Source organism: Pedobacter sp. 22226 (genome assembly GCF_052045455.1).
Lineage (GTDB): Bacteria > Bacteroidota > Bacteroidia > Sphingobacteriales > Sphingobacteriaceae > Pedobacter > Pedobacter jeongneungensis.
The window spans coordinates 329,747-354,042 of the sequence record NZ_JBQEPB010000003.1; the positions used below are offsets into that span (position 1 = coordinate 329,747).

At 39.1% G+C, this 24,296-nt stretch carries 22 protein-coding genes; 13 read left to right on the forward strand and 9 right to left on the reverse strand.

Annotation, left to right across the window (positions count from 1 at the left end; all coding sequences use genetic code 11):
• Positions 1-26: 26 nt before the first annotated feature.
• A complete protein-coding gene (locus ACTJKC_RS08335; RefSeq protein WP_440791033.1) occupies positions 27-743 on the forward strand; it encodes a DsbA family oxidoreductase in 717 nt (238 codons plus the stop codon).
• A 175-nt stretch (positions 744-918) separates the two neighbouring features.
• Here the strand turns inward: ACTJKC_RS08335 and ACTJKC_RS08340 are convergent, their stop codons facing one another.
• Together ACTJKC_RS08340 and mfd are read right to left on the reverse strand one after the other, a co-directional pair.
• The gene (locus tag ACTJKC_RS08340; RefSeq protein WP_025141651.1) at positions 919-1,137 is read right to left on the reverse strand and encodes a DUF3820 family protein; all 219 of its coding nucleotides are present in this window, start codon (positions 1,135-1,137) and stop codon (positions 919-921) included.
• Between the two features lie 2 nt (positions 1,138-1,139).
• Positions 1,140-4,478: a transcription-repair coupling factor gene (gene mfd / locus ACTJKC_RS08345; RefSeq protein ID WP_440791036.1), complete on the reverse strand. Its 3,339-nt coding sequence runs from the start codon at positions 4,476-4,478 to the stop codon at positions 1,140-1,142.
• Between the two features lie 230 nt (positions 4,479-4,708).
• On the opposite strand from mfd, the gene ACTJKC_RS08350 reads away from it, so the two are divergent.
• The 5 genes from ACTJKC_RS08350 to ACTJKC_RS08370 all read left to right on the forward strand — a co-directional run bounded on the left by ACTJKC_RS08350 (position 4,709) and on the right by ACTJKC_RS08370 (position 9,071).
• A complete protein-coding gene (locus tag ACTJKC_RS08350) occupies positions 4,709-5,011 on the forward strand; it encodes a DUF2752 domain-containing protein (protein WP_440791038.1) in 303 nt (100 codons plus the stop codon).
• A gap of 5 nt (positions 5,012-5,016) precedes the next feature.
• Positions 5,017-5,403, forward strand: coding sequence for a TM2 domain-containing protein (locus ACTJKC_RS08355; protein ID WP_029985343.1), 387 nt, complete (start codon positions 5,017-5,019; stop codon positions 5,401-5,403).
• 168 nt (positions 5,404-5,571) lie between these two features.
• Complete coding sequence (locus tag ACTJKC_RS08360; RefSeq protein ID WP_440791041.1) at positions 5,572-6,669, forward strand: Nif3-like dinuclear metal center hexameric protein; 1,098 nt, start codon at positions 5,572-5,574, stop codon at positions 6,667-6,669.
• Entirely contained in the window at positions 6,669-7,412 is a 744-nt protein-coding gene (locus tag ACTJKC_RS08365) for a zinc ribbon domain-containing protein (protein ID WP_344851370.1), read from the forward strand. Before ACTJKC_RS08360 ends, ACTJKC_RS08365 begins: the two co-directional genes overlap by 1 nt.
• Positions 7,413-7,583: 171 nt before the next feature.
• Positions 7,584-9,071 carry a tetratricopeptide repeat protein gene (locus ACTJKC_RS08370; protein ID WP_440791044.1) on the forward strand — a complete coding sequence of 496 codons (1,488 nt, stop codon included), beginning with the start codon at positions 7,584-7,586 and terminating at the stop codon, positions 9,069-9,071.
• Here the strand turns inward: ACTJKC_RS08370 and ACTJKC_RS08375 are convergent.
• From ACTJKC_RS08375 to rsfS, 4 genes are all read right to left on the reverse strand, one after another.
• On the reverse strand, positions 9,068-10,144 hold the full coding sequence (locus ACTJKC_RS08375) for a 3-oxoacyl-ACP synthase III family protein (RefSeq protein WP_344851372.1): 1,077 nt from the start codon (positions 10,142-10,144) through the stop codon (positions 9,068-9,070). The genes ACTJKC_RS08370 and ACTJKC_RS08375 overlap by 4 nt on opposite strands.
• Positions 10,145-10,393: 249 nt before the next feature.
• A complete protein-coding gene (locus tag ACTJKC_RS08380; protein ID WP_440791046.1) occupies positions 10,394-11,038 on the reverse strand; it encodes a LutC/YkgG family protein in 645 nt (214 codons plus the stop codon).
• Positions 11,039-11,101: 63 nt separating this feature from the next.
• Positions 11,102-13,111, reverse strand: a complete 2,010-nt coding sequence (ftsH, locus tag ACTJKC_RS08385) for an ATP-dependent zinc metalloprotease FtsH (RefSeq protein ID WP_344851374.1) — start codon at positions 13,109-13,111, stop codon at positions 11,102-11,104.
• 27 nt (positions 13,112-13,138) lie between these two features.
• Positions 13,139-13,513: a ribosome silencing factor gene (gene rsfS / locus ACTJKC_RS08390; protein ID WP_440791049.1), complete on the reverse strand. Its 375-nt coding sequence runs from the start codon at positions 13,511-13,513 to the stop codon at positions 13,139-13,141.
• A gap of 44 nt (positions 13,514-13,557) precedes the next feature.
• Between rsfS and ACTJKC_RS08395 the strand changes: the two genes are divergently transcribed.
• From ACTJKC_RS08395 to pfkA, 4 genes are all read left to right on the forward strand, one after another.
• Positions 13,558-14,334 (forward strand): biotin--[acetyl-CoA-carboxylase] ligase, encoded by a 777-nt coding sequence (locus ACTJKC_RS08395; RefSeq protein WP_440791051.1) that lies wholly within the window; start codon positions 13,558-13,560, stop codon positions 14,332-14,334.
• A 7-nt stretch (positions 14,335-14,341) separates the two neighbouring features.
• Positions 14,342-14,791, forward strand: coding sequence for a protein-disulfide reductase DsbD domain-containing protein (locus ACTJKC_RS08400; RefSeq protein ID WP_440791053.1), 450 nt, complete (start codon positions 14,342-14,344; stop codon positions 14,789-14,791).
• A 147-nt stretch (positions 14,792-14,938) separates the two neighbouring features.
• The gene (locus ACTJKC_RS08405; RefSeq protein WP_440791055.1) at positions 14,939-16,633 is read left to right on the forward strand and encodes a protein-disulfide reductase DsbD family protein; all 1,695 of its coding nucleotides are present in this window, start codon (positions 14,939-14,941) and stop codon (positions 16,631-16,633) included.
• Positions 16,626-17,609, forward strand: a complete 984-nt coding sequence (gene pfkA / locus ACTJKC_RS08410) for a 6-phosphofructokinase (RefSeq protein WP_440791058.1) — start codon at positions 16,626-16,628, stop codon at positions 17,607-17,609. The genes ACTJKC_RS08405 and pfkA overlap by 8 nt, the downstream gene beginning before the upstream one ends.
• A gap of 85 nt (positions 17,610-17,694) precedes the next feature.
• Here the strand turns inward: pfkA and ACTJKC_RS08415 are convergent, their stop codons facing one another.
• Complete coding sequence (locus ACTJKC_RS08415; RefSeq protein WP_025141635.1) at positions 17,695-18,018, reverse strand: heavy metal-binding domain-containing protein; 324 nt, start codon at positions 18,016-18,018, stop codon at positions 17,695-17,697.
• A gap of 178 nt (positions 18,019-18,196) precedes the next feature.
• On the opposite strand from ACTJKC_RS08415, the gene ACTJKC_RS08420 reads away from it, so the two are divergent.
• Positions 18,197-21,277, forward strand: a complete 3,081-nt coding sequence (locus ACTJKC_RS08420; protein ID WP_440791060.1) for a VIT domain-containing protein — start codon at positions 18,197-18,199, stop codon at positions 21,275-21,277.
• A 46-nt stretch (positions 21,278-21,323) separates the two neighbouring features.
• On the opposite strand, the gene ACTJKC_RS08425 is transcribed toward ACTJKC_RS08420, so the two are convergent.
• A complete protein-coding gene (locus ACTJKC_RS08425) occupies positions 21,324-21,845 on the reverse strand; it encodes a 5' nucleotidase, NT5C type (RefSeq protein WP_440791062.1) in 522 nt (173 codons plus the stop codon).
• 144 nt (positions 21,846-21,989) lie between these two features.
• Between ACTJKC_RS08425 and ACTJKC_RS08430 the strand changes: the two genes are divergently transcribed.
• Positions 21,990-22,562 (forward strand): 30S ribosomal protein S16, encoded by a 573-nt coding sequence (locus ACTJKC_RS08430; RefSeq protein ID WP_344851381.1) that lies wholly within the window; start codon positions 21,990-21,992, stop codon positions 22,560-22,562.
• A 140-nt stretch (positions 22,563-22,702) separates the two neighbouring features.
• On the forward strand, positions 22,703-23,230 hold the full coding sequence (gene rimM, locus ACTJKC_RS08435) for a ribosome maturation factor RimM (protein ID WP_440791064.1): 528 nt from the start codon (positions 22,703-22,705) through the stop codon (positions 23,228-23,230).
• On the opposite strand, the gene ACTJKC_RS08440 is transcribed toward rimM, so the two are convergent.
• Positions 23,227-24,291 (reverse strand): serine hydrolase domain-containing protein, encoded by a 1,065-nt coding sequence (locus ACTJKC_RS08440; protein WP_440791066.1) that lies wholly within the window; start codon positions 24,289-24,291, stop codon positions 23,227-23,229. The genes rimM and ACTJKC_RS08440 overlap by 4 nt on opposite strands.
• Positions 24,292-24,296 lie beyond the last annotated feature (5 nt).

The following is a 24,296-nucleotide window of genomic DNA, read 5'->3' on the forward strand; positions in this document are numbered from 1 at the left end:
AATTATAATCACCTTAATTTTGTGTTATGAAAGTAGAAATCTGGTCGGACGTAATGTGTCCGTTTTGCTATATCGGGAAAAGACATTTTGAACAGGCCATTGATAAATTGCCCTTCAAAAACGAAATCGAAATCGACTGGAAGAGTTTTCAGCTCAATCCTGAGTATCATAATACCACTAACGAAACGGTTTATGATTACCTTTCGAGAAGTAAAGGATTGCCAATAGAGCAAGCTAAACAAATGACTAAACAAGTGGTTGATATGGCTGCCAATGCCGGTTTAACTTTGGATTTTGATACCAATATCCCTGCAAATACTTTTAATGCGCATCGTTTAATCCATTTGGCAGCAAAACATAATCTTCAGGATTTAGCTGAAGAAAAATTGTTTGAAGCTCATTTTGTAAACAGCAAAAACATTGGCAAAACCGATGTTTTGGTAGATCTTGCCGTAGAAATTGGCTTGGATAAGGATGAAGCCGAAGCGGTTTTAATGGGCGATGAATTTGCAGAAGCTGTTCGTTATGATATTTATGAAAGCCAGAATTTAGGTATTAGAGGGGTTCCTTATTTCGTAATGGATCGTAAATATGGTGTTTCTGGTGCTCAGCCTGTTCAGGCTTTTACTGATGCGCTTACCCAAAGTTTTACCGAATGGAAATCCGCCCAACCTAAAACCACACTTACTTCATTAAATAAAAATGATGATGCGGTTTGTGATGAGAATGGCTGTGAGATATAGATTTGTTCCCCGAGGATTATAATAATACCGTTATCTCACCGAAACGTCCCGAATATTCGGGAGAGAGATCTGTCTAGATAGATTTAGCTTCGCTGAGCACTTACGTGGTTCTCGGCTTCGTTGCACTCCGTTCGAAATGACGCTATCTTAAAGGTTCTACTCCTTTGATAATGCATCACCGCTGATTTTTCAGCGGTGTTAACAAATACTCCAATCCATTAACCCGTATTTCGAACATCGTGGCCATTAAATCGCCCAGTTTACCTTTTGGGAAACCCTTGTCTTTATACCACAGCAAATAACTTTCAGGAATATTGCAGATCAGGTAACCTTTATACTTTCCATAAGGCATTTGCATTTTCACTAAATCGAGCAACAGGGTTGGATCTAACATTTTTAATCAATAAGCTCTAAGGTCTGGATTGCTTCTTCAACAGTACTAACATTGTCGAAAGCAATTCTAAGTGTATTTTTTACCTCTTTCAAGTTGCACATCCTTGGATGGTTCTGCGCAAAAGTTAAAATTTTGGTGAATGTATTCGAATCGAAATAGGCAGATTGCTTATCACTTAAAAAATATCCTCGCAAACTATTTTTCTTGAAACTAATTTTCTCAAAGCCCAATTTTTTGCCCAACCATTGCAAACGCACCACGCTGAGCATGGTTTTTACCTGCGGCGGAACCGGTCCGAAACGATCGGCCAGGTGTTTTTCAAAAATGGCCAGTTCGCCTTCGTTATCGAGTTTTGATAGCTCCGTGTATAAATTGTACCGTTCGGTAATATTAGTGATATAAGCATCAGGAATATACAGTTCAAGATCGGTATCTACCTGTGTAAAGCCAACAAACGGACGCGCAGGTTCATTTTCGAAAAGGCCTTTAAATTCAGCTTCTTTTAGCTCCTGTATGGCTTCATCCAATATTTTATGGTACATCTCAAAACCGATTTCGGCAATGAAACCACTTTGCTCGGCGCCTAATAGGTTTCCGCTTCCACGGATATCCAGATCGCGCATGGCTACGTTAAAGCCACTGCCAAGATCAGAAAACTCTTCAATGGCGCTTAAACGTTTACGCGCTTCGGAAGTTAAGGTAGATAAAGGCGGCGAAAGCAAATAACAAAATGCTTTTTTGTTGCTCCGGCCTACCCTGCCCCGCATCTGGTGCAGATCGCTCAAACCAAACATATGCGCATGGTTGATGATGATGGTATTGGCATTTGGAATGTCTAAACCGGCTTCAATAATCGTAGTAGCCACCAAAACATCTTTTTCACCGTTGATGAAATCGAGCATCACATCTTCCAGCTGGTCGCCATCTAACTGCCCGTGCGCAATACCAATTCTTGCCTTTGGAACCAGTTTTTGGATCATCCCGCCCAGCTGCATCAGGTCGTTTACGCGGTTATGGATAAAAAATACCTGTCCGCCCCGGTCTAATTCGAACTGAACGGCTTCCTGAATCAATTTATCGTTAAAAACATGCAATTCTGTACTTACCGGCTGGCGGTTTGGTGGTGGGGTACTGATGATCGATAAATCCCTTGCCCCCATTAAAGAGAAGTGCAGTGTTCTCGGTATTGGGGTTGCAGTAAGTGTTAAGGTATCAACATTTACACGGACGGCTTTTAAACGTTCCTTCGCCGTAACGCCAAATTTCTGTTCCTCATCAATAATCATGATGCCGAGGTCTTTAAACTTAACGTCCTTGCTGAGTAAACGATGTGTTCCGATTAAAATATCAACTTTACCTGCAGCTGCCTCCGCAAGTGTATCTTTAATCTGTTTATTGGTTTTAAAACGGTTGATATAATCTACCGTAACCGGAAAATCTTTTAAACGAGACGAAAAGGTTTTAAAATGTTGTAAGGCCAAAATGGTGGTAGGCACCAGAACAGCTGCCTGCTTGCCCTCTGCAACTGCTTTAAATGCCGCACGAACAGCGATCTCGGTTTTTCCAAAGCCTACATCTCCGCAAACCAAACGATCCATTGGATGTGGCGATTCCATATCTTTTTTCACATCCTGCGTAGCTTTTAACTGATCAGGAGTATCTTCATAGATAAAAGAAGCCTCTAATTCTGTTTGTAAGTAGCTATCCGGAGAAAATGCCGTTCCGGCCTGGGTTTTGCGCAAGGCATAAAGCTTGATCAGATCCCTGGCGATATCTTTAACTTTTTTTTTAGTAGTTTTTTTTAGCTTGTCCCATGCGTCTGTACCCAATTTATTCATTTTAGGTACGCCACTTTCCTTTCCGCTGTATTTTGCAATGCGGTTTAGCGAGTTGATGTTTACATAAAGCAGGTCGTTATCTGCGTAAATTAAACGGATCATTTCCTGGGTTTTGCCGTTTACCTCCACCTTTTCGAGCCCGGCGTATTTACCAATGCCGTGATCAATGTGGGTAACATAATCGCCTGATTTTAGCTCTCTTAAATCTTTCAGGGTAATGGCCTGACTTTTCTGATAGCCTTTTTTAAGCTTGTATTTATAATAACGGTCGAAAACCTGGTGATCGGTATAAAATGCCGTCTGGATCTGCGGATCAACAAAACCCTCGCGCAGCATGCTGTTGATTGGCGTAAATTTGGCCGTTTTGTCGATATCTTCTAAAATGGCGTACAAACGCTCGATCTGTTTTGGCGAATCGGTAAAAATAAAGTTAACAATCCCTGCTTTTTCATTCTCCTTCAGATTATGAATTAAGAGGTTAAAATCTTTATTGAAAGATGGCTGTGGCTTGGTTTCGAATTCAAACCGGTTATCAGTTTTATAAAAAAACTGTTTACCAAATTCAACCAATGGGAAATCCTGAAGATGATCGCCCAGTAACTTCTCGTCGCTAAAAGCAAACTTAGGGTCAATCCACTCCGGATTTTGAGCTTTATCTGCTGCGGGCAATGCTTTCCATAGCTCAACCGCTTTCTTATATCCTGCTTTAACAATGTCTAAAGTAAATTCTACATCTTTAAACCAGAGTTGGGTATCCTGATCAATATAATCAAGAATACTGATATTACTTTCCGTTAAAAACTTGGCTTGTACATTTGGTACAATGGTGAGCGATTTAACATCGGCAACTGAAAGCTGACTCTCAATTTCAAAACTTCTGATGCTTTCTACCTCATCGCCAAAAAACTCGATACGGTAAGGCAAATCAGAAGAGAATGAAAATATATCTACAATACCACCACGGATAGAAAACTGCCCCGGCTCGTAAACAAAATCCCTGCGGTCGAAATCGTAATCGATTAAAAATTCATTGATAAAATCGATTCCCAGTTTAGCACCCAGACTAATTTCCAGCGTATTTTTTTCCAGAGCAGAGCGGTCAATTACCTTTTCGGCGATGGCTTCCGGATAAGAAACCACAATTTTTCCATATTCAGAGTCATGGTTCAGTTCGTTCAGTACTTCAGCGCGGGCCAGTACATTGGCCGTATCTACCTGTGTAAAATCGAAAGATTTACGGTAGGATGAAGGAAACAACAAAACCTGTTTATCCAGTACGCTTTCCAGGTCAGACTGGAAATAAGCAGCTTCTTCCCTGTCAGGTAGAACGAATAATATGGGTTTGTGTAATAAGAAGTAAGAAGAAAGTGCAACAATAGCATCGGCCGAGCCCACCAATCCCTTTAATTGTATCTTTGGGTTTTTGGTAGCGTTCAACGCTTTGGTAAATTGTGTTACCCTATCGTCGGTTTTGTATCTGTTTATTAAATCGCGGATGTTCAAGGCACAAAAATAAGCTTATCTTTTAATATTAACCCGCAATTTGTGTAAAGGTTTTTTTAACTATTTTTGGCTGGGTTACGATTTGAGCTTCAGATACCGGAAGAGATGAAAACTTATTCTTAGATGCGATCGCTTATTTGGTCGAAATATATCCCCCTTTCGTCGATTAAGGGCAAATCGGTGTAACAAAGGTAGTTCTATAGCCTCTAAATTGTATAAAAAGTGAAACAATGAAGTACATTAAAAGCTTTCCGCTAGAACTTTTTTTCTGGTTAACAGCTTTAGTATTACTGGCAACAGCGAATGGCCACGAGCATCATTTTACGCTTTGTCCTTTAGCCAATTTGGGTTTTAAGGATTGGTGTCCGGGATGTGGTATAGGCAGGTCGATTAGTCATATTTTACATGGCGAGTTTACCGAAAGCTTTTCCGAACACTGGTTTGGGTTTCCGGCACTTTTAATCATCGTTTATAGAATTTATACATTGATAAAAAATAAAAAAAAGTTTAAAATTTCACCAGCAAATACATAGAAACCATGGATATATTTCAATCACCTCTAATGTCGTTACCAGGTATAACACCAGAGGAATACTCATATTTACAACAAGCAACAACAGGTTTAACCGAAGAGCAATTGCGTAATTTCTTAATGATTTACAGCAGCAAAAGAAAAAACCCCTCAGATATGTTGATTTTTTGCTTAATCGGACTGTTTGCTGTTCCGGGTTTGCAAAGGTTCATTATCGGCCAGATCGGCATGGGTATTTTATACCTTTTAACAGCAGGTTTATGCCTGATCGGATCGATAATCGACGTAGTAAATCATAAAACCCTTGCTTTTGAGCATAACCAGAAAATGGTTTTCGAAAGCCTGCAAATGGTTAGAATGAGCGGCGGATTTCAACAGCCCGGAAAATTCTAACCTAACTAAATCTTAATAGTTAAGTCCGGATCTAAATCAATTAGATGCGGATTTTTCTGTTAAATAAACTGTCAAGCTGAGGTACGAAGCATCTCTTTCATCGGTAGCGGCTGCTTCGTACCTCAGCATGACAGAAAAAGAAAACAATGAAATTTCTATATTTATCGAATGAAATTAGCTGAAATTACCAATTACTTAGAGAGCATTGCGCCGCTTAATTATCAGGAAGACTATGATAATTCGGGCTTAATTGTAGGCGATCCGAATATGGAAATCCGTGCTGCTCTGGTGGCTTTGGATTGCGTGGAGAAAATTGTAGATGAAGCCATTTCTACAGGCTGCAACCTGATTATTACCCATCATCCCATTGTTTTTAAAGGACTTAAGAAGCTGAACGGTAAAAATTACGTAGAGCGGGTGGTTTTAAAAGCCATTAAAAATAATATTGCACTTTATGCCATTCATACCAATTTAGACAGCATCCATACCGGTGTAAATGCCAGGATTTGCGAACGTTTGGGCTTAACCGGAACCAAGGTGCTTTCGCCAAAAGCCGGATTGTTAAAAAAGCTGGTTACCTACTGTCCGCAGGCACAGGCCGAGCAATTGCGCTCAGCTTTATTTTATGCCGGTGCCGGAAATATTGGCAATTATAGTGAGTGTAGTTTTAATGCCGATGGTATTGGCACTTTTAAGGGAAATGAAGATGCTGACCCTTTTGTGGGCGAAAAAGGCATTCGCCACCGCGAAGCTGAAGTAAGGATAGAAATGGTGTACCCAACGCAGGCTGAGCGCAAAATTTTAGTCGCCTTGTTCGAAAACCACCCTTACGAAGAAGTGGCATATGATATTTATAAAATCGAAAATAAACACCAGCTGGTTGGTTCGGGAATGGTGGGCTGGCTGGAATACGACATGGATGCCTACGATTTTTTACACCTGGTAAAAGACAGGATGCAGGCTAAAGTGGTTAGGCATACCGATGTAACTGGCAAAAGGATTAAAAAAGTGGCGGTTTGTGGCGGTTCGGGTAGTTTCCTTTTAAAAGAGGCCATTGCCGCTGGCGCAGACGCCTTTATCACTGCAGATTTTAAATATCACGAGTTTTTTGATGCAGAGGAAAAACTGATCATCGCCGACATCGGACACTTTGAAACTGAACAATTTACTTCAAATTTATTGCTTGAAATTATTCAGAAAAAATTTACTAACTTTGCAATCCGTTTAACGGAGCAAAATACAAACCCCATAAATTACTTGTTTTAATGGAACAAACCGTAGAACAAAAGCTAAAGGCTTTATACGAATTACAAAATATCCACACAAAAATTGATAAGATCCGCCAGGTACGTGGTGAATTACCAATGGAAGTTGCCGATCTTGAGGATGACGTTTTAGGATTAGAAACTAGAATTGCAAAAATCAAAGGCGAACTAGATGATCTTGAGGATTCGATCGTAACCCGTAAAAATACAATTAAAGATGCGCAAGCGGCCATCAAAAGATACGATACTCAATTAAAAGAAGTTAAAAATAACCGTGAATACGATGCTTTAACTAAAGAAATTGAGATTCAAGGTTTAGATATCCAGGTTTCTGAGAAAAAAATCAAGGAACATGGTTTCGAAATCAACTCTAAAACTGAAATCTATGAAGCTGCAAAAGCTGAACTGGATGGCAGAAAGAAAGATTTAGAAGTTAAAAAAGGCGAATTGGATGTAATTACTGCAGAAACTGAAAAAGAAGAGCAGGATTTACAAAAGAAAGCCGATAAAGCTGAGCCTCAGATTGAGGAACGTTTATTGGTTGCTTACAAACGTTTACGCAAAAATGCAATTAACGGTTTGGCTGTAGTAACCATCGACCGTGATTCTTGTTCAGGTTGTTTCAACCAGATTCCGCCTCAACGCCAGTTAGATATCCGTCAGCGTAAAAAAATTATCGTTTGCGAGCACTGCGGCCGTATTTTGGTTGATGAAGCTTTAACCCACGAGGTAGCCGAAGGTTAATCAAGAATATTAAAATAATTTAAACGTCCCGATCCTAATCGGGACGTTTTTTGTTTAGGCCTGTTTTTTGCTCACACAAAACAAGAATAAGATTTTAGCGTTTAATGTAGATATTTGTTAACATGTGAAGCTGTTGCAGCAGCACAGAACCAAACCGAAATAGAATCCCGAATGAATAAAAGCTTCCGTTTTTTTGTAACCTCTGCCCTGCTCCTCTCTCCTCTTTTTTCACTTGCAAACTTCGATTTTAACAACAATTGCTTAAACGCCTACAAAAGCATTTTCGAACTGAAACTGGGTAATGCCAGGGCATATATTTCGACCGAAAAGAAACAGCATCCAAATAATTCGATTATTCCGCTTCTCGAAAATTATGTTGATTACTTTACAGTACTTACTTCAGAGAGCAAAGCCGATTTCGACCGTTTAAAAGGTAATAAATCATCCCGGCTGGATCAGATCAGCGATGACGATAAAAACTCGCCTTATTACCTGTATGCACAGGCAGAGATCAATTTACAATGGGCACTGATCAGAGGCCGTTTTGGCGAATATTTTAACGCCGCCATGGAAGTTAAGAGAGCGAACAGCCTTTTACAGGAGAACAATAAAAAATTCCCGAATTTTCACCTTAATTTAAAAGGTTTAGGCCTGATTAATGCCGTTTTGGGCAATTTACCCGATGGTGCTTTAAAAACGGCACTTTCTACCTTTGGCATAAAAGGAAACCTGCAAAGCGGATTAAATATGTTCGAAAAGCTGGCCAATAACCTGCCAAAATCAACATATGAGCCGTTTTATGAAGAAGTGGTATTTTATTACGCCTATGTATTAACAGATGTGGCACACAGTCCGCAGGCTTACGCAAAAACCATGAAATATACCGAAAGAATTGCCGATACCAGTTTGCTTAAAAGTTATCTGCAAAGTTATGTATGCATTAAAAATTCGCATAGCGATGAGGCCATAGCCATTTTAGCCAAACGGCCTGAAGGTGGCGTTTATCAGCCCTTTCCTTATTTGGATTACCTTGAAGGGATTGCACACTTAAACAAACTAGATCTTAACGCTGCTACCTGTTTTAACCGCTTTTTACAGGCTACAAAAGGCGTAAACTTTGTTAAGGACGCTTACCTCCATTTAGGGTGGATCTCGCTGCTGAAAGGAGATAAGGCCGGTTATACTGCATTTGCCGCCAAAGCAATTAAAAACGGTTATACCTATATGGAAAAAGATAAACAGGCTAAAGGCGAAGCCGCTGCCGGAACACCCACAGTTGATCTTTTAAAAGCCAGGCTTTTGTTTGATGGAGGTTATTTAAACAGGGCATTGCAGCTGTTGGATGATAAAAAAGCCACAGATTATACCAATGATAAAGATAAAACGGAGTTTAATTACCGTTTGGGAAGGGTGTACGATGATTTAGGCAAAGATGAGCAAGCCCTGGCCGCTTATCAGGAAACGATTGATGAAGGTAAAAACCTGAAGTATTACTTTGCGGCCAATGCAGCTTTGCAAATGGGCAAACTTTACGAGAGAAAGAAGAATGATGCAAAAGCTAAAGAGGCTTTCAATACTGCTATTGCCATGAAAAACCATGAGTTTGAAAGCAGTATCGAAAGCCAGGCCAAAGCCGGATTAAGAAGATTGGCGAATTAAAAACGGTGTACAAAAGCATTAATATGCATGCCCGCCCCTACCGAGGCAAAAACAGCCACATCACCTGCTTTAACTTTATAGCCTTTAACTTCTCCTTTTAGTACCAGATCAAGTAAGGTTGGTACGGTAGCAACCGAACTGTTCCCCAACCACGAAATCGTCATGGGTACCAAATTCTCAGGTACTGTATCTTTATCGTAAAGTTTAAATAAACGCTTCATGATAGCGGTATCCATTTTACCATTGGCCTGATGCACAAACACAATATTGATGTCTTCTACGCTCAAGCCTGCTTTATCAATGGCTTTTTTAATCACCTGTGGTACCTGAACAACCGCAAATTCATATAGCTTACGTCCATTCATTTTCAGATAGAAATTACCGCTGGTCTCATCAGGATGTGATCCCTTGCCCATGGTTAGCAGGTTGCCATAGTTTACAGCATGTGTTTCTGTTTTATGGGCCAGTATTCCTTTTTTTTCGGTTGATTCTTCTGCTTCAAAAATCACCGCTCCGGCACCGTCAGAGAAAATCATGCTGTCGCGGTCGTGCGGATCGATAATTCGGCTCAGGGTTTCTGCACCAATAACCATCACACGTTTGGCATCGCCGCTTTTAATGTAATAATCAGCCTGTATTGCCCCCTGAACCCATCCCGGACAACCAAAAATAAGATCGTAAGCTACACAATCAGGGTTATGAATTCCCAGCTGCTGTTTTACCTTTGATGCCAGCGAGGGTAAGATATCGCTGCGGTTACTGTTTAAAGGAATATCTCCAAAATTATGGCAAAAGATAATATAGTCTAAAGTTTCTTTATCTATACCAGCATTTTCTATGGCCTTTTCTGCAGCTTTTGCGCCGATATGATTACTTAATTGTTCAGGGCATGCATAACGCCTTTCTACAATTTCAGTAATTTCAGAGAATTTATGAATAATCTCCGCGTTCTCTTTGTCTAAACGGGTTCCGTTCTCAAAAAACGTCGAATTTAAGAATTCGTTACCAGAAATAACATTCTGTGGAATATAACTTCCAGTACCGGCAATTACCGTATTTATCACTTTGCTCATAATTATAATACCGCATACTAAAACGGTATGTAGTATAAAAATATCAATTATATTCGATAATCGAAAATATATTTGTTTTTAGCAAAGTTTATTTTCCAAAAGCGGCTTTAATAACATTTCTGTTCTGGTCAGATTTAGTTTCCATACTACACATTTTATATGGTGTATTTTTACCATTTAAAGCTAAAAATATTTTTGGGTAATTTACGGAGTGGAGCAGTATGATGCTTAATTTTCAGTGAAAAACGTTTAACTAAAATCGTCAATCAAAAACACAAATAGTTCCTTGGGGCCATGTGCTCCTAAAACCAATGTTTTTTCAATATCGGCAGTTCTGCTCGGTCCGGTAATGTTGCTGATCATAGAGGGGATCTGGTTGCCGTATTTATTTTTTAACAGTTGAAAACCATCTTTAAGATCCAGAACCAATTGGCTTGTTTTTGCAATTACAATGTGGTGGTGTGGAAAAATGCTCAGCCTCCGGCCTGCAGCACCGCTGTTGCTCACCATTACACTTCCGTTGCGGGCAATCAGTGCTTCGCAAAGGGTAATGCCTACTTCTGCCTGCTCAAAATCTTTATCGGTTTGGTAAAACGGAAATTCGTATTTGCTTAAAAACTGTTGCAGTTCAGGTTCCCAGCAGTATATTTTACGCCATTTATATTTATCGGCCAGCTGGAGCATATTTTCAAAAAAGTCGATCCCATCTTCACAGAAAATAAAATTACCCGATATGGCAGTAAGCTGCTCGGCAAATAGTACTTCCAGCTCCTCTGTATTTTTTTTATACAAAGCGCTCTCCTCTAAATTAGGATAAGGATTTTCGCGCTTTTCCAAGAGGGCTTTTCTTATCTTTTTTAGTATTTGTTCTTTCGCTGTCGTATTATCCTTCATATAAAAAAAAGCTACCCTAATGATTAACCAGGGTAGCAAATGTAATTAATAGAAATTATTTATTTAAGCCTCAACCGGAGTAATATGTCCCGGCGTTCCGCTTTCGCCTTGATTTTCGAATAAACGTTTTCCGAAAATCTCTTCTAAATCGTCTTTAAATAAAACTTCTTTTTCGATTAAGATATCAGCCAGCTGAATCAGTTTATCTTTATTTTCTTCCAATAAATTGATTGCTCTCTGGTACTGACCTTCAATTAATGCTGAAATCTCTTTATCAATGGTTAAAGCAGTATCTTCTGAATATGGTTTAGAGAAATTATACTCGTTCTGACCAGATGAATCATAATAAGTAATGTTTCCTAATTTATCGTTCAAGCCATAAATGGTTACCATGGCTCTGGCCTGTTTGTTCACTTTTTCCAAATCGCTTAATGCACCGGTAGAAATGGTATCGAACATTACTTTTTCAGCAGCTCTGCCACCCATGGTTGCACACATTTCATCAAGCATTTGGTGTGGACGAACAATTAAACGTTCTTCTGGTAAATACCAGGCTGCACCTAAACTTTGTCCGCGTGGTACGATGGTAACTTTAACCAATGGCGCTGCGTGTTCCAATAACCAGCTTACAGTAGCGTGACCAGCTTCATGGATAGCAATAGCACGTTTTTCACTTGGAGTGATGATTTTGTTTTTCTTTTCTAAACCACCAACAATACGGTCAACCGCATCAAGGAAATCCTGTTTATCAACTGCTGATTTATTTTTACGGGCTGCAATTAAAGCGGCCTCGTTACAAACGTTTGCAATATCTGCCCCGGAGAAACCAGGAGTTTGTTTTGCTAAAAATTCGGTATCTAACTCCTCTGATTTTTTTAGTGGGGTAATGTGTACTTCAAAAATCTGTTTACGCTCAATAACATCCGGTAAATCAACATAAATCTGTCTGTCGAACCTTCCTGCCCTCAATAATGCTTTATCTAAAACATCAGCACGGTTGGTTGCCGCTAAAATAATAACGTGTGTATTGGTTCCGAAACCATCCATTTCAACCAAAAGTTGGTTTAAGGTGTTTTCGCGTTCATCGTTTCCGCCCATTACACCGTTTTTACCACGGGCACGGCCAATGGCATCAATCTCATCAATAAAGATGATACAAGGTGATTTATCTTTGGCTTGTTTAAACAGATCGCGTACACGTGATGCACCTACCCCAACAAACATCTCCACAAAATCAGATCCTGATAAAGAGAAGAAAGGAACCTGCGCCTCACCAGCAACAGCTTTGGCCAATAAAGTTTTACCCGTACCCGGCGAACCTACCAATAAGGCACCTTTCGGGATTTTACCACCCAGATCGGTATATTTTTTAGGGTTTTTAAGGAAATCTACAATTTCCATTACCTCTGTTTTGGCTTCTTCTAAACCGGCAACATCGTTAAAGGTAATGTTCACCTGGCTTTCTTTATCAAATAAAGTAGCTTTCGATTTTCCGATGCTGAAAATCTGACCGCCACCGCCGGCACCACCGCCCATTCTGCGCATCATAAAAATCCAGAAACCGATTAAAAGCAGTACTGGTAAGATGATGCTTAAAAACCAGCTTGCCAATGGATTGCTTCTGTTTTCTGATTGAAACGAAATTGGTTTTCTGCCTGCAGGCAATGCTTTTTGCGATTCGGCCAGCGCAGCCCTTAAATCAGCAAATTTACCACCATAAGTAAAAAATACAGTTGGTCCGTTTGATACATTAAAAGAACTGGTGCTTTTAAATGCTTTGTACTGAGGTTTGTTTAAACTGTCTTTTTTAATGTAAACCTCAGCTTTTACTAAATCTTCCGTTTGGTAAGCAACAATCCTGTCAACATCTCCTGTTAACAGCATTTTACTTTCGAAAGTATCATATTTTACTTCTTTACCACTATCTCCGGTAAATAAAAACTGCGCAGCAATAATCGCGATGATGATGGCGGCATAAACCCAGAAAATATTAAATTTTGATCCTTTTTGTGGTTTTTTCGGGATGTTCGGTATTCTTTTTCCCTGTTTTTCGGTATTTGGATTGTCGTTCATTTGTCTTTATCAAAATGGTTCTAAGGGTTATGCGCTCTGATAATTTGTGCTTTCAGCATCCCCCCAAAGTTCTTCTATGCCATAAAAGTGGCGCTTTTCGGTTTTAAAAATGTGCACAACCACATCAAAATAATCAAGAATAATCCAATCTGCAGATTCGAAACCTTCTCTATGACGTGGATCGGCCTGCGTGGCTTTATATATTTCTTTTTCTACACTATCGGCAATAGCTTTTACCTGCGTAGCAGAGTTTGCGCTCGCAATAATAAAGTAATCCGCTACTGAAGTATGAATATTTCTTAGATCTAACCGCACTATATCTTCTCCTTTTTTTTCTTGGATGCCATGTACAGCCAACTCAGAAAGGTATGTAGAAAGGGCTACTATTTTCTTTTTTACCATTAAAATGCTTTAATTTTGGAATTACAATAATATAAATTCAACACTTGCAAAATAACACTTTTTCGACACTATTTGTTGGTCAAAATTTAATCAAATTAAAAGAAGTTGATTCTACCAATAACTTTTTGAAAGATTTGGTGTCAAAATCCGAGCCATTAGCCGAAGGGACTGTAATTATGGCAGATAATCAGTTTGCGGGCAGAGGGCAGCAGGAAAGCGTTTGGCAAACCCAGGCAGGCAAAAACATCAGCACCAGTATTTATTTAAAGCCATCATTTCTGCCTTTAAATAAACAGTTTTACCTTAATATAGCGGTTAGTTTAGCTGTTAGCGACGCTTTATCGTATTTTATACCAGAGGGAATAAAAGTAAAGTGGCCTAATGACATGTACTATAAGAACAAGAAATTAGGTGGAATATTGATTGAAAATACCCTGACAGGCACTTCCATCAGATCATCGGTAATTGGCATTGGTTTAAATGTAAATCAATCAAAATTTTCTGAAAGCATCAGTGAGCGGGCCACTTCGGTGATTCAAATTTTACAAAGAAATGTTCCTTTAATGGATATTATGGCGAAAATATTCATGTTTATGGAAAAATACTACTTAATTTTGAGAGCAGGGAAATACAGTATTTTACAAAATGATTACCTTGCAAGGCTTTATAACTTCAATATTCCTGCGTTATATAAAAAAGATGGAGAACTTTTTGAAGGGATAATTAAAGGAGTTGAAGATGGTGGTAGGTTAGCTGTTGAGACCAATGAGGGATTAAAAACCTTTAACTTTAAAGAAATAGAATTTACACACACAAAATAAACACATAATGAAAAAAATCATCCTGGTGCTTTCGATGGTACTTTTTACCATTGCCGGAGCATTTGCCCAAATCGAAAAACCCGTTACCTGGGCTTATTTCGCAAAAAAAACAAGTAAAACAGAAGCGGTTATATATTTAAAAGCCACCATTGACGACCGATGGCATATTTATTCGCAAAACGTTAAAGACGGCGGGCCGGTAAAAACCACTTTTACTTTTACTCCTTCAAAAGATTTTAGCCTGGTTGGCAAAACCATCGAGCCTAAAGCCATTGTTAAATACGAAAGCACTTTTAAAATGAACGTAAGTTATTTTGAAAAAGCAGTAATTTTCCAGCAAAAAATAAAATTGAACAAAGCCACTACAGCTGTTAAAGGCAAAGTAGAATTTATGGTTTGTAACGATAAACAATGCCTTCCGCCAGAAGAAGTTGAATTTAGCGTTCCCGTTAAATAGTTGATCTCAAAATATTTACAAACAGTCCCGAATTTTCGGGACTGTTTCTTTTTAAAGTAAAATCTATCTCCCGCATAGGTTTATAAAGAGCCGTTTATAAAATTATTCTTAATTTCACAGGCTCAAATACACACACAAAACACACAAATGAAAAAGGTTTTATTATTGTTACTAATGGCTGGCATGTTTATCGCATCGCCTGCTGTTAAAAGTTACGCTATTGTAACACAAGATACCACAACAACCGCACCTCCAGATGATATTGTTTTTACCGAAGTAGGTTCTGCACAGGATAGTGCGGCTAATAGCCAGGTAAAAACGGAAAAAGACACCATTAAAAAAGATACAGCCAAAGTAGAAAAAGCTACGGTAGCTGGTAAAGATGCTCCAAAACAATCACTTTGGGTAACTTTTGGCTTAGGCTTATTGGCCGGTATTGCTGCTTTTTTTCTTCCATGTATTTTTCCGATGGTTCCGCTTACTGTTGGTTTTTTTACCAAAAGGGCCGAAAGCAGGGCAAAAGGAATCAGAAGTGCCATTATTTATGGTTTATCCATCATTGTAATTTATGTTGGTTTAGGCGTAATTATTACCTTAATCTGGGGAGCGAGTGCATTAAATGAAATATCGACCGATGGATTTTTTAACATTTTCATCTTCCTTATACTGATTGTTTTCGGCGTATCTTTTTTAGGTGCGTTCGAAATTACCCTGCCAAGTTCATTTGTAAATAAACTCGATGCAAAATCGGATGCTAAAGGCTTAAGTGGGATATTTTTTATGGCTGCAACCTTAGCAGTTGTTTCTTTTTCGTGTACCGGACCGTTAATTGGAACCTCGTTGGTAGCCATCAATACCGATCTGCTAACACCTGTTATTGTCATGTTTGGCTTTTCGCTATCATTAGCGTTAATTTTTACCATGTTTGCCATTTTCCCAAGTTTAATGACGGGCTTGCCAAAATCAGGCGGATGGTTAAACTCAATTAAAGTTTTTCTTGGTTTTCTGGAGTTGGGTTTATCATTAAAATTCCTATCAACAGCAGATCTGGCTTATCACTGGGGAATATTAGACCGTGAGATATTCCTGGCCATCTGGATTGTACTAGCCTTAATTTTGGGCGTTTATTTATTGGGAAAAATCAAATTCTCTCACGATAGCGACCTTCCTTACGTTTCGGTACCGAGGTTGTTTATTGCAACGGCAACTTTTGTATTTGCCATTTATCTAATCCCAGGTTTGTGGGGTGCCCCTTTAAAAGCTGTAAGTGCATTGGTACCCCCGCTTTCTACCCAGGATTTTGTAATCGGACAGGATAGTGGTGGTGGATCAAGCCAAACTGCAACACCTAACCACGCTAAGCGTAAATATGCTGAATTCTTACACATTCCGCATAATATTGATGGTTTTTTTGATTATCAGGAAGCATTGGCTTATGCCAAAGAAGTAAAAAAACCGTTATTTCTCGATTTTACCGGACATGGTTGTGTAAATTGCCGCGAAATGGAAGCCCGTGTTTGGTCGGACCCGAGAGTGCTTAAAAAGTTAAAAGAAGATTACATTGTGGTATCGCTTTATACAGATGACAAAACAGACCTTCCGGAAGCGGAACAGTTTGACTCGAAAATTTTAGGTACAAAAGTAAATACAGTTGGTAAAAAGTTTAAACATTTGCAGGCTGAAAGATTTAACACCATTTCGCAGCCATATTATGTACTTTTGGGTACCGATGAAAAAGAATTAGTTTCCCCTCCTATCGGAGTTGAATTTGATATAGATAAATATTTGCAATACCTGGATAATGGATTATCCGAATTTGCCAAGAAACAAACAAATGAATAAGATTAAGAAGATTGGTGTTTTAACCTCTGGCGGCGATTCGCCAGGCATGAATGCCGCAATTAGAGCTGTTGTTAGGGGCTCTATTTATTATGACATTGAAGTAACCGGGTTTATCCGGGGATACGAAGGGCTGATCAACAATGATTTTATCCCTATGGACAGAAAGTCGGTAGCCAACATCATTCAGCGCGGAGGTACCGTTTTAAAAACCGCACGTAGTGAAGCTTTCAGAACTGTTGAAGGGAGAAAAAAAGCCTACGAAAACCTAAAAGCACAAAATATTGATGCATTGGTTGTAATTGGTGGAGACGGAACGTTTACCGGAGCCAATATTTTTTCAAAAGAATTTGATTTCCCTATTGTTGGCCTTCCGGGCACAATAGATAATGATTTAGCTGGAACAGATTTTACCATCGGTTACGATTCTGCCATTAATACCGTTATTGATGCGGTAGACCGGATCAGGGATACAGCCGAATCGCACGATAGATTATTTATCGTTGAAGTGATGGGCCGTGATTCTGGTTTAATTGCTTTAAGAAGTGGAATTGGTGTTGGTGCAGAAGCGATCATGATCCCCGAGGCAAACATGAATGCAGATGATATTTTACACAAACTGGAGCACAGCCGTAAAGACAAAGCCTCGAAAATTATTATTGTTGCCGAAGGTGATGATACCGGTGGTGCATTTAAAGTTGGCGAAATTTTGCAGGAAAAATACCCGCATTACGATACCAAAGTTTCGGTTTTAGGCCACATTCAGCGCGGAGGTAAACCAACCTGTATGGACCGTGTACTGGCAAGCCGTTTAGGTGTTGCTGCGGTAGAAGGGCTAATTAGTGGCGAAAGCGGCGTAATGGCCGGACAGGTAAACCGCGAAATTATTTTTACCCCTTTCGATCATGCCATTAAACACATTAATGCCGAAAAAGTGAGTGCCAAATGGCTTAAACTCATCGATATACTTTCGTTTTAAAACGAAACAGGATATAAAAAGAAAAGTCTTTCCCGCATCGGAAAGACTTTCTTGTTTTTGCTTAGTTTTCGCAATAAGCAATTTCTTAATCTTCTAAAATTACGGCTGTGCCATTGGCGCTTACCATAAGCATGCTGCCGCCGCTACCAACTGTTTCGTAATCTAAATCTACACCAACAATTGCATTGGCGCCCAAAGCGGCCGCATATTGTTGCATTTCATTAACTGCGGTATCTTTTCCTTCGCGTAAAACACGCTCGTAAGAACTCGATCTTCCCCCTACTATATCCGTTATTCCTGCAAATAAATCCTTAAAAATATTTGCACCAATAATCGTTTCTCCGGTAACTAAACCGATATATTTTACAATTTTTCTGCCCTCAACTGTAGGCGTTGTGGTTACTAACATAGTTTTAGTTTTTATCATTAGAACATTTTTTTTTAGAAATGTTACAATTTTTAACAAATGCTCTTTTTAGTGTTTCTCAAAGGTTTTAAACGGTTAAAATCAGGTGTTTAAAACAGACTTACGAAAATAAATTTATGAAATCGCTTGTGCTTTTGCATCACTATTAAAAATCATTGCTATGAGCACATCTAAAACCTTACTCATCCTTCCTTTATTATTGATAACCCTTTTTGTGAAGGCACAAATGCCTGTATTAAAGGTACAACAGGCCGAAACTGCCGAACAGAAAGAAGCGGTTAAACTTAAAAAACTGAACATCGATGTACAGATAACAGGGAATATTGCCACAACGGTGATGACGATGACCTTTCACAATAGCAGTAACCGCATTTTAGAGGGAGAACTTACTTTCCCGATGCCAGATGGAGTGAGCATTAGCCGTTATGCTTTGGATATCAACGGGAAAATGCGTGAGGCTGTTCCGGTAGAAAAAGCAAAAGCAACCGAAGTTTTCGAAAGCATTGAACGCCGGCGTGTTGACCCGGGCCTGTTGGAAAAAGTTGAAGGCAATAATTTTCGCACAAGAATCTACCCTTTGCCGGCCAATGGCAGCCGAACTATTATTGTGGGTTACGAAGAAGAGTTGAGTTTTAACAGCGCAAATGTTTTAAGGTATCACCTGCCCCTGGATTATAACCAGGTCATTGAAAATTTCAGCTTAAAAACCACGGTTTTTGAAAGCATCATAAAACCAGAGCTTGGCGAACAGCCCGATGGTAGTTTTGACTTAAAAGCCAGCGGAAATACCTACGTTGGGGAAATAAACAAAAGCAATTACCAGCCTAAAAATGGCCTCACCATTAATTTGCCAAAGCGGAATAACCTGCCCGAGGTGCAAATGCAAAAAGCATCTTCAGGTTATTATTTTCTGGTAAATGTTTTTCCTAAAATGGAGAGCCGGGAGCGTCAGTGGGCCAATCACATCGGCTTAATCTGGGATGTATCGTTAAGCGGGCTTCAACGCAATACCGAAAAAGAAATAGAATTGCTGGATTTGATTATTAAACAAAAGCAAAACTTAACCATCCAATTGGGCCTGGTAAATAACGGCTTTAAAAATGCCGGAACTTTCGTTATCTCAAACGGCAACTGGGCAGCATTAAAAGATAAATTAAAGAACCTGGTTTACGATGGTGGTACAAATTTCAGTGCGATAAATGCAAAGTCGATTCTGGCAGATGAATATCTTTTATTTACTGATGGCTTATCTACCTTCGGAAAAAGCACCGTGAGTTTAAATAAGCCCGTTCATTGTATCAATACATCATTAAAGGCAGATTACAGCACCTTAAAATACATTACCTTAAAAACAGGCGGACAATTTGTAAACCTCAATTCTATTGCTGTTAATGATGCTTTTAAACAGTTAAATCAACAGAACCTTCAGTTTTTAGGAGTCAAAAATGGAAGCAGCATCCGGCAAACCTACCCTTCAATGAAAGTAAATGTAAACGGGCATTTTTCTTTGGCAGGCATTATGAGCGATTTTAATACGGAATTTACACTACAGTTTGGTTTTGGAAATACCGTGGTTGCCGAGCAGGTGGTTCGTTTAAATGCAACAGAACACACTTTGAGCAGTATCGATGTAAGCCGCGTTTGGGCACAGAAGAAAATTGCCGAAATGGATATCCGGTACGAAGAAAACAAAGAGGATATCAGCATTTTAAGTAAACAGTTTGGTATTGTTACCCGCAACACCAGTTTAATCGTACTGGAAAATTTAAATGATTATTTGCGTTATGATATTGTGCCACCTGCAGAATTGCAACAGGCTTATAATGCCGTTTTAAAGCAGCGCAGAGCAGATCTTTTAGAACACAGGCAAGACCTGATTAATGCTGCGGTAGCCATGACCAAAGAATTAAAAACCTGGTGGAATACTGATTTTAACTATAAAGAACCGGAAAAGAAGAGGGAAAGCTATCCTGATCCGGGACAAAGAGATGTAAAAGGCGATCCAACAGCAGATATTGTAATGAGCGAACCCACTGGTAACGCACCAAGACGGGAAGTTGCGAAAGCAGCCGAAGTAATCGTTCCTCCAATGCCGCAAGCTGTAGCTGCGGCCCCGCTTACCGGGGCCGCCAGCAGAGATAAAGAAACGAGTCAATTAAATGAGGTGGTGGTAGTAGGTTATGCCACACAGCGGAAAGCCTCTTTAACAGGATCAGTAACAACTATTAGGGGAAACGTTTCGAGTGCTCTAGAGGGCAGGGTTGCCGGAATGCAGGTAGGAAAAGCAGATGCCAAAAGAATTTCGCCCGTACCACCACCACAACAGCCAGCCATTATGATCCCCGAATTTAAAAGTGATAAAGATTATATGAAAAATCTGGTTGGCAAACCGGATAGCGCTTACCAGGCTTATTTAAAAATGCGTCCGAAATACATTTCTACTCCAATGTTTTATTTTGATGTAGCTAATTGGTTTTACCAACAGAAAGACAGTGTGAGGGCATTAACTATTTTAAGCAATATTGCCGATTTAGATTTGGAAAACGCCGATCTCTATAAAACACTTGCTTACAAATTAAAACAAACGGGCAATTTTAAAGAAGAAATTTTTATTACCCGAAAGGTGTTGCAATGGCGCCCGATGGATGCACAAAGTTACCGCGATTATGCTTTGGCCCTGGCCGATAACGGGCAGTACCAGGCTGCAATCGATAATTTATACAAAGTGCTTACCCAAAGTTATAACGCCCAGATTGCCGACAGAGACCAGGGGATTGAAGAGATTGTAATTTCAGAAATAAATAACCTTATTGCAAAACATGGCAATAACATTAATACTAAGGGAATAGATAAACGTTTAATCCAGCCTTTGCCGGTGGATGTACGCGTGGTACTTAACTGGAATAAAAATGATACCGACATCGATTTGTGGTTAACCGATCCTACTGGCGAAAAAGGCTTTTATGGTAACTCGAGAACCAAAATTGGTGGAAGGATCAGTAACGATTTTACCTCGGGTTATGGCCCGGAGCAGTTCATGATCAAAAAAGCGATTAAAGGGAAATATAAGATAGAAGTGAATTATTACGGCGACAGGCAGATCAACATCAGCGGACCCACAACGGTAACAGCTGAGATTTACACCCGTTATGCAACCGGCAAACAGCAAAGAAAAGTAATTGTACTGCCACTGGCTGCCGGAAGCAGCGGTGGAAATTTTGTTGGGGAGTTTAACTTTTAAATATATTCATAGGGGGTCGACTTAAGTCGACCCTATGAATACAATATTATAGCAACAAGCCCGCTACCTCTTCCCAGGTATTTACACGCTCATATTCTGTTATCAGTAAATTATGTGGCGAGGTAAACAATAATGGCCTGCCGTCAAAATTTACAAAGTTTTTGATTCGGTCGTCGATAATGATGTCGACGTTTACAATTTTATTTCCGCAGAACATAATGTGCTGCCAATCAATAAAAGGGAAATGTTCGGCCATCCAATCGTATTTATCCACCAGTGAGTTACGGAATTCCATTGCCGCGGAAACGATATAAACATCATATTTTTCCTGCAATGCCTTAATTACCCGCTGGCTATCTTCAATTACTTCAAGATCGCGGAAAAATCCGGGCTCATTAATGTACTCGAACCATTTTTGGTTTACCTCCTGAGGCACATGGTGATAAATTTCGTTTCCCGCATCAATCTTCAAATCAAGCGGAACATTAAAATCACGGTTATATAATTTAATAAACTTTCCAACGGCATCGGCAATCACCTCGTCCATGTCAATCGCAATTCTTTCCATTTTGTAGCTGCAAATATTTTGGTGCAAATATCCTTAAAACAAAGAATTTAAACTATGTTTTTAATTTCCAGTATTTTAGTTATCTTTGCAGCCCCGCAGCATGAAGCTCCGGGAACTATGTTGAATACATAAATACAAAAGAAAATGGCAACTAAAATCAGATTGCAAAGATTCGGTAAAAAAGGGAAACCTTTTTTCCACGTTGTGGTAGCAGATTCCCGCTCTCCACGTGATGGTAAATTTATTGAGCGTTTAGGTTCTTATAACCCAAATACCAATCCTGCAACCATCGAAATTAACTTCGAAAAAACTTTAGCCTGGGTTAACAATGGTGCAGAACCAACTGATACTGCCCGTGCTATCCTTTCTTACAAAGGTGTTTTATACAAAAAACACTTAGAAGGTGGTGTTAAAAAAGGCGCTTTAACTCAAGAACAGGCAGATGAAAAATTTGCAGCCTGGTTAGATGCTAAATCAGGTAAAATTTCTGGTAAATCAGAAGGTTTAGCAGCTTCTAAAGCTGACTTACGTAAAGCAGCTTTAGCCGCAGAAGCTAAGAAAAAAGAAGATAGAGCAGCAGCTATCGCAGCTAAAAATGCACCAGTTGCAGAAGAGGTTGTTGAAGAAGAAGCTACTGAAGAAGCACCAGCAGTTGAAGCTGAGGCAACTGAAGCAACTCCTGCAGCAGAAGCTACTAAAGAAGAAGGAGCAGAATAATTTTAATTATTCTGACTTATTAAATAGCGTTCCGGATATTCGGAACGCTATTTTTTTAACTAAAAATGTCATCCTGAGGTACGAAGGATCTGTTTCATCGCTATCAGATCCTTCGTGCCTCAGGATGACAATGTAATAATATGAAACACGAAGAAGCATTTTACATAGGGTACGTTACCAAAACACGGGGTTTAAAAGGAGAAGTTCAGGTATTTTTCGAATTCGACGATTATGAGCAGCTGGAGTTTGATGTTGTTTTTGCAGATATGAACGGTAAACTGGTTCCCTATTTCGTGGCATCAGCAAAATTGCAGGCCAATAAAACAGGCTATTTTAACTTTGATGATGTTGACCATATCGATAAGGTACAGCCCTTATTGAAAAAGAAACTTTACCTTCCGATTGCCCAAATGCCTGAGAGAGATGAATCTGAGTTCTTCTATACCGATCTTAAAGGTTTTATGGCTGTTGATGAGACGCTTGGTGAGCTGGGAGAAATCACTGAAGTAAATGAATATCCCCAACAGTTTGTCGCTACGGTTATTTATCAGGAAACGGAAGTCCTTTTTCCGTTAAATGAAGATTTTATTGTCGAAATTGATGATGAGGAAAAAATCCTGACGCTTGATCTGCCTGAGGGTTTATTGGATATCTATTTAGAAAATTAAAAGACTATTTTTCCAAGTTTAGAAGCAAAATCGCCAAGGTCGGTTAAGTTGGTATTCGATAATATAATAATGCTGACATTATAATTTAAGTAATGGAACCAGACACAGTTGGCACCTTGTATTCTTCCGTATCGTTCCATTCTTTTATATTTTTGATTACTTCCTTTGTAATCTCTTATCCAAACGCTGTATCCATAATCATCGAGGCCAGGGGTTAATAGTTGATTTAGGGTTTGCTGCTTGATAAGTTGATAACTAAAAAGAGCATCATTAAATTTTATCAAATCCGCTGTGCATGAGTACATTGCGCCTGCAGAAGAAAAATCTTCTATATAGATGGGTATATTTGGAATTAGTTTAAAATCTTTTCCTTTATAATAAGCTGTGGCAAGGTTCGGTATTAGTTTATAGTGATTAATTATACCAGAATTATTCATGTGTAAAGGAATCAGAATTTGTTCCTCTAAGATTTGTTCAAAAGGTTTTTTATATATTATTTCCAGAATTCTACCTAGAATCATGTATTCTCCATTGTTGTAATCAAACTTTTCTCCGGGTTCGTTAATAAGAGGATTTGAACAAAAATTATCTACGATCTCCTCTAAAGTATATGGCCTATGATAAAAACCAATCCCATATCTCATAAAATTAGCATCTGAGGCCGTATCTGTATTTTTCATTCCAGATGTGTGATTTAGCAATTGACGGATGGATACTTTTGAGCCGCTCTCACCCTTATAAGAGGGTAAATAGGTGTTTATTTTTTTATCAAGATCAATTTTTCCTTGTTCCATTAGTTGGAGAATCAAAACTGCTGTAAATGTTTTTGTAATAGAACAAATTTGATATTTTGTGTCATTTTTAACTGGTAAATTAAATGAACGTTCCGCCACTCCGAAACTTTGATGATAAATAATCTTTGCATCTTTTTTTATCAAAATGGTTCCATTGAACTGATGGTGATTTGCATAATCAACAGCGAAATTTTTAACGTTTTTAGATTGAGCTGGCAGATTATAGTTAAAAATAAAAATGGAAGAAAATAGCAGAAAATATTTCATCAAGG

What these genes read in the sequence shown, in the direction of transcription:
- ACTJKC_RS08335 (WP_440791033.1), top strand. Translation starts at nt 27, where the DNA reads ATGAAAGTAGAAATCTGGTCGGACGTAATGTGTCCGTTTTGCTATATC.
- ACTJKC_RS08340 (WP_025141651.1), bottom strand. Translation starts at nt 1,137, where the DNA reads ATGTTAGATCCAACCCTGTTGCTCGATTTAGTGAAAATGCAAATGCCT.
- ACTJKC_RS08350 (WP_440791038.1), top strand. Translation starts at nt 4,709, where the DNA reads ATGAAGTACATTAAAAGCTTTCCGCTAGAACTTTTTTTCTGGTTAACA.
- ACTJKC_RS08355 (WP_029985343.1), top strand. Translation starts at nt 5,017, where the DNA reads ATGGATATATTTCAATCACCTCTAATGTCGTTACCAGGTATAACACCA.
- ACTJKC_RS08360 (WP_440791041.1), top strand. Translation starts at nt 5,572, where the DNA reads ATGAAATTAGCTGAAATTACCAATTACTTAGAGAGCATTGCGCCGCTT.
- ACTJKC_RS08365 (WP_344851370.1), top strand. Translation starts at nt 6,669, where the DNA reads ATGGAACAAACCGTAGAACAAAAGCTAAAGGCTTTATACGAATTACAA.
- ACTJKC_RS08370 (WP_440791044.1), top strand. Translation starts at nt 7,584, where the DNA reads ATGAATAAAAGCTTCCGTTTTTTTGTAACCTCTGCCCTGCTCCTCTCT.
- ACTJKC_RS08375 (WP_344851372.1), bottom strand. Translation starts at nt 10,144, where the DNA reads ATGAGCAAAGTGATAAATACGGTAATTGCCGGTACTGGAAGTTATATT.
- ACTJKC_RS08380 (WP_440791046.1), bottom strand. Translation starts at nt 11,038, where the DNA reads ATGAAGGATAATACGACAGCGAAAGAACAAATACTAAAAAAGATAAGA.
- ftsH (WP_344851374.1), bottom strand. Translation starts at nt 13,111, where the DNA reads ATGAACGACAATCCAAATACCGAAAAACAGGGAAAAAGAATACCGAAC.
- rsfS (WP_440791049.1), bottom strand. Translation starts at nt 13,513, where the DNA reads ATGGTAAAAAAGAAAATAGTAGCCCTTTCTACATACCTTTCTGAGTTG.
- ACTJKC_RS08400 (WP_440791053.1), top strand. Translation starts at nt 14,342, where the DNA reads ATGAAAAAAATCATCCTGGTGCTTTCGATGGTACTTTTTACCATTGCC.
- ACTJKC_RS08405 (WP_440791055.1), top strand. Translation starts at nt 14,939, where the DNA reads ATGAAAAAGGTTTTATTATTGTTACTAATGGCTGGCATGTTTATCGCA.
- pfkA (WP_440791058.1), top strand. Translation starts at nt 16,626, where the DNA reads ATGAATAAGATTAAGAAGATTGGTGTTTTAACCTCTGGCGGCGATTCG.
- ACTJKC_RS08415 (WP_025141635.1), bottom strand. Translation starts at nt 18,018, where the DNA reads ATGTTAGTAACCACAACGCCTACAGTTGAGGGCAGAAAAATTGTAAAA.
- ACTJKC_RS08420 (WP_440791060.1), top strand. Translation starts at nt 18,197, where the DNA reads ATGAGCACATCTAAAACCTTACTCATCCTTCCTTTATTATTGATAACC.
- ACTJKC_RS08425 (WP_440791062.1), bottom strand. Translation starts at nt 21,845, where the DNA reads ATGGAAAGAATTGCGATTGACATGGACGAGGTGATTGCCGATGCCGTT.
- ACTJKC_RS08430 (WP_344851381.1), top strand. Translation starts at nt 21,990, where the DNA reads ATGGCAACTAAAATCAGATTGCAAAGATTCGGTAAAAAAGGGAAACCT.
- rimM (WP_440791064.1), top strand. Translation starts at nt 22,703, where the DNA reads ATGAAACACGAAGAAGCATTTTACATAGGGTACGTTACCAAAACACGG.
- ACTJKC_RS08440 (WP_440791066.1), bottom strand. Translation starts at nt 24,291, where the DNA reads ATGAAATATTTTCTGCTATTTTCTTCCATTTTTATTTTTAACTATAAT.